This window comes from Microbacterium sp. CH-015 (genome assembly GCF_049707015.1).
Taxonomy (GTDB): domain Bacteria; phylum Actinomycetota; class Actinomycetes; order Actinomycetales; family Microbacteriaceae; genus Microbacterium; species Microbacterium aurum.
Genome location: NZ_JBNAFJ010000023.1, coordinates 1 through 2,825 on the forward strand (window position 1 = coordinate 1; position 2,825 = coordinate 2,825).

4 protein-coding genes are annotated in these 2,825 nt (G+C 63.3%); all 4 read right to left on the reverse strand.

Annotated features, from left to right (window positions below; all coding sequences use genetic code 11):
- Positions 1-21: 21 nt before the first annotated feature.
- The 4 genes from ACPYN4_RS15385 to ACPYN4_RS15400 all read right to left on the reverse strand — a co-directional run bounded on the left by ACPYN4_RS15385 (position 22) and on the right by ACPYN4_RS15400 (position 2,697).
- Complete coding sequence (locus ACPYN4_RS15385) at positions 22-753, reverse strand: GTPase family protein (RefSeq protein WP_424446861.1); 732 nt, start codon at positions 751-753, stop codon at positions 22-24.
- 16 nt (positions 754-769) lie between these two features.
- Entirely contained in the window at positions 770-1,408 is a 639-nt protein-coding gene (locus tag ACPYN4_RS15390; protein WP_424446862.1) for a hypothetical protein, read from the reverse strand.
- Between the two features lie 141 nt (positions 1,409-1,549).
- Positions 1,550-2,056, reverse strand: a complete 507-nt coding sequence (locus tag ACPYN4_RS15395; protein ID WP_424446863.1) for a hypothetical protein — start codon at positions 2,054-2,056, stop codon at positions 1,550-1,552.
- A gap of 47 nt (positions 2,057-2,103) precedes the next feature.
- Positions 2,104-2,697: a restriction endonuclease subunit S gene (locus tag ACPYN4_RS15400; RefSeq protein ID WP_424446864.1), complete on the reverse strand. Its 594-nt coding sequence runs from the start codon at positions 2,695-2,697 to the stop codon at positions 2,104-2,106.
- Positions 2,698-2,825: the final 128 nt, after the last annotated feature.

The window sequence follows — 2,825 nt, forward strand, 5'->3', positions numbered from 1 at the left end:
CTACGCTCGGCAATGCACCCATCAACTGGAAACCGACGACTCGCACAGCGACCGGACCGAATGAAGGGGGCGGCCCACATCCTTCTCGTCTTCGGGCGAGAGGGTCAGAGTCTCCGCGACGAGTTCACCGAGCCCGTGCCCCTTGCCCTTTCCGTGCTTGTCGCTGGTCGACGTGAGGATGACACGCTCGTAGCCGATCGAGATCGGCTGGCCGTTCTCGTCGACGGGGTTCTCAAGCCAGTCGACAAACTCTTCGACGCTCTTCGAGACGCCACGCTGGCCGGTGATGGGGTTCTTCGACCAGTCGACCTTTGTGAGCACGAGGATGACGGGCAGCCCCGCACGGCTCAGCTCGCCGATCATCGCGACGTCAGCGGGCGTCAGCCGGTCGTCGTTCGACTTCACGCAGTACCAGACGACCGAGATCTGCTGGTTCTTGGGGTGCCGGGCGATCTCTTCGAGGTGTCCGCGAAGCTGCTCGGCCGGCGGCACAGTCGAGCCGATCTCGAACCCCTCGATGTCCCAGATGCCGAGCGAATCGTCGCTGTAGTACTGCACGCCACGCGTGACGGGCAGCCCTTTGCCGACCTTCGCCAGTTCGCGCCCGAAGACCGCGTTGATGAGCGAGGACTTGCCGACTCCCGTGCCGCCGATCACGGCGAGGTTGAACCGGCCGTACCGCGACTTGGCGTTCGCGGTTCCTTCGATGAACGGAGTCTCGTCAATATTCGACGGTTCGATCTCGTCAGTCATGGTGTGCTCCTGCGCCTCACTCTGCGAACGTGAACTCGAGGACGATATCGGGATCGATGGCCGTCACGATCTTGGTGTAGAAGGTCTTTGCCTGCTCTTCGAGCACCGAGCGGAAGCCGTCGATGTGCTCGCTCACGACTTGAGACGAAAGCAGCTCTTCGAAGATCTCGCTCGTATCGATCTCCGGCGTCGTCCAACTGAGGATGCCGTTCTCCTCATCAGCCACGCTCAGGTCGGGATCGGAGTAGCCGAGATAGATGAACTCGGGGATGGTGATCCGGTACGAGTTGTCGCCTGTCTGGACGATCTCGACGTCTTTCCCCTCGATCCCGAACTTGGCGTCGTACTCGTAGCGCACGAGAATCGAGCGCTCCGTTCCGGGAAGTGTGAAGAGCTGGATGTCTCCGATCGCGAGCTTCAGGCCGTCGCCGCGCTCTTGCTTGACATCCGTCATTCCAGCGGTGAGCAGGACGACCTGCTCCTCCCCCCGGATCGAACGAATGACCTGGGTGTCGCGCGACTCGGTCGCCCCGAGCGCCTTACCCACGGAGAGTCCGCCGAAAGCGGCTGCGCCCACGAGAAGCAGGACAAACAGAACGAGAAGGATCTTCGCCCATACCGGCGTTCTGCGGCGCGGAGCGGTGGTGCTGGTCATGTGGGTACTTTCTATCGGTGGCCATCGCGGTTCGGCGGTGGAGTGTCACTGGTCGGCGGTGGATGCGTTGGCTACAGCTTCGTGTACGCGCGCGCCACACGGCGTCGGCGACGGCAGTACATTTTTCGGTCGCGACACGATCTACCGGCTCTTCAACCAGAGAAGGCCGATGCCGAGGATGATGATTGCGAGGACAGCAGCGGCGGTCGTCGGAATCCACGACGCAAACCGCTGTAGCGCATCGTTCGCCGCGCCGATGAGCAGCCCAGCGCCGACGAGTGAGGGCGCAAGCCACCGTAGCCATCCGTACTCACGGGAAATGGTGATCAGCGCAACCCCGCCGACCAGCCACCCGATCACGACCCACCACACGTTCTCGTGCGCCTGAACGTGCCGCATCATCGTCCCGGGCAGCACGACGAGCGTGTACGCCGCCGCCAGTGCCAACACCGCGAGAACGATGCGCCCGATGAGCACGCCGACTTCGGAATCGAATCTGTCGGTCCAGCCCCACAGCGGGATGACCGTCAGTGCGATCGTGATCGCGACGACCCCGACGACACCGGCGCCGATCCACCACCAGAGGTCCCAGTCCTTGTCGTATTCGATCGCGACCTCGAGCGGGGTGAGAAATGCGAGTGTGTACATGGTTTCCTGTCCGCTGAGAGGAGTCGGTTCGGGTGGCTTTCGTACATTCAGAGCACGGCGGATGCCGCAGCTTCGGCGTCACGCACGCGGAGCTTGCCGGACATCAGCTGCGGCAACAGCGCATCGCGTGTCGCGGCGAGGGTACGGTTCTCTTCAACGGCCGCACTGATGGCATCAAGGAGCGGCGCAATCCTTGATTCCGCATCGGCTGCCCTCGTTGGCTCCCATGCGAGGTCCAGATGATCGAACGTTGCCATGGTGATTGTGTCGAACACCGAGCCGTGCGCGACGGCCTTGGCTCGCTCCGTTGCCCGCAGTACTGAGAAGTAGAGCAGCCCAGGGGAGAGCGCATCGGGGCGGAACCCATAGCACGACTGGTTGAAAGATGCCGGCCGCGCTAGCCGGCCCACCTCACCGACAGTTCCGCGCGCCGTCAGGATCACAGATCCCACTGGAAGCGGCCTTGCCTTCGTCTCTGACACCGCCGCCGACGTGATCTTCTCTGTGGTGTCGACTATCACTCGGCTCGGAGCCGATGTGATGTCGCGAGCGGAAATCCAGAGTTGGTCTCCGTCATCCCAGTACCCGGCACACGCGCGCGCTGGGGTACCGCCAAGGACCGGCTCGAGCACGTGACTCATCGGAACCCGGGGCCACGCCCTGGCGAGCGAGTCGTATGTCAGGTCGGCTAGCTGTACTTCCCCGTGACGTTGTGAACGCGGGCTGAGGGGGTCTGGCCGCCGATCCCGGTGTGGGGTCTGTGGTGATT

Bases quoted from the DNA above. Each gene is read 5' to 3' on its own strand.
- ACPYN4_RS15385 (WP_424446861.1), bottom strand. From the start codon at position 753: ATGACTGACGAGATCGAACCGTCGAATATTGACGAGACTCCGTTCATC.
- ACPYN4_RS15390 (WP_424446862.1), bottom strand. From the start codon at position 1,408: ATGACCAGCACCACCGCTCCGCGCCGCAGAACGCCGGTATGGGCGAAG.
- ACPYN4_RS15395 (WP_424446863.1), bottom strand. From the start codon at position 2,056: ATGTACACACTCGCATTTCTCACCCCGCTCGAGGTCGCGATCGAATAC.
- ACPYN4_RS15400 (WP_424446864.1), bottom strand. From the start codon at position 2,697: ATGAGTCACGTGCTCGAGCCGGTCCTTGGCGGTACCCCAGCGCGCGCG.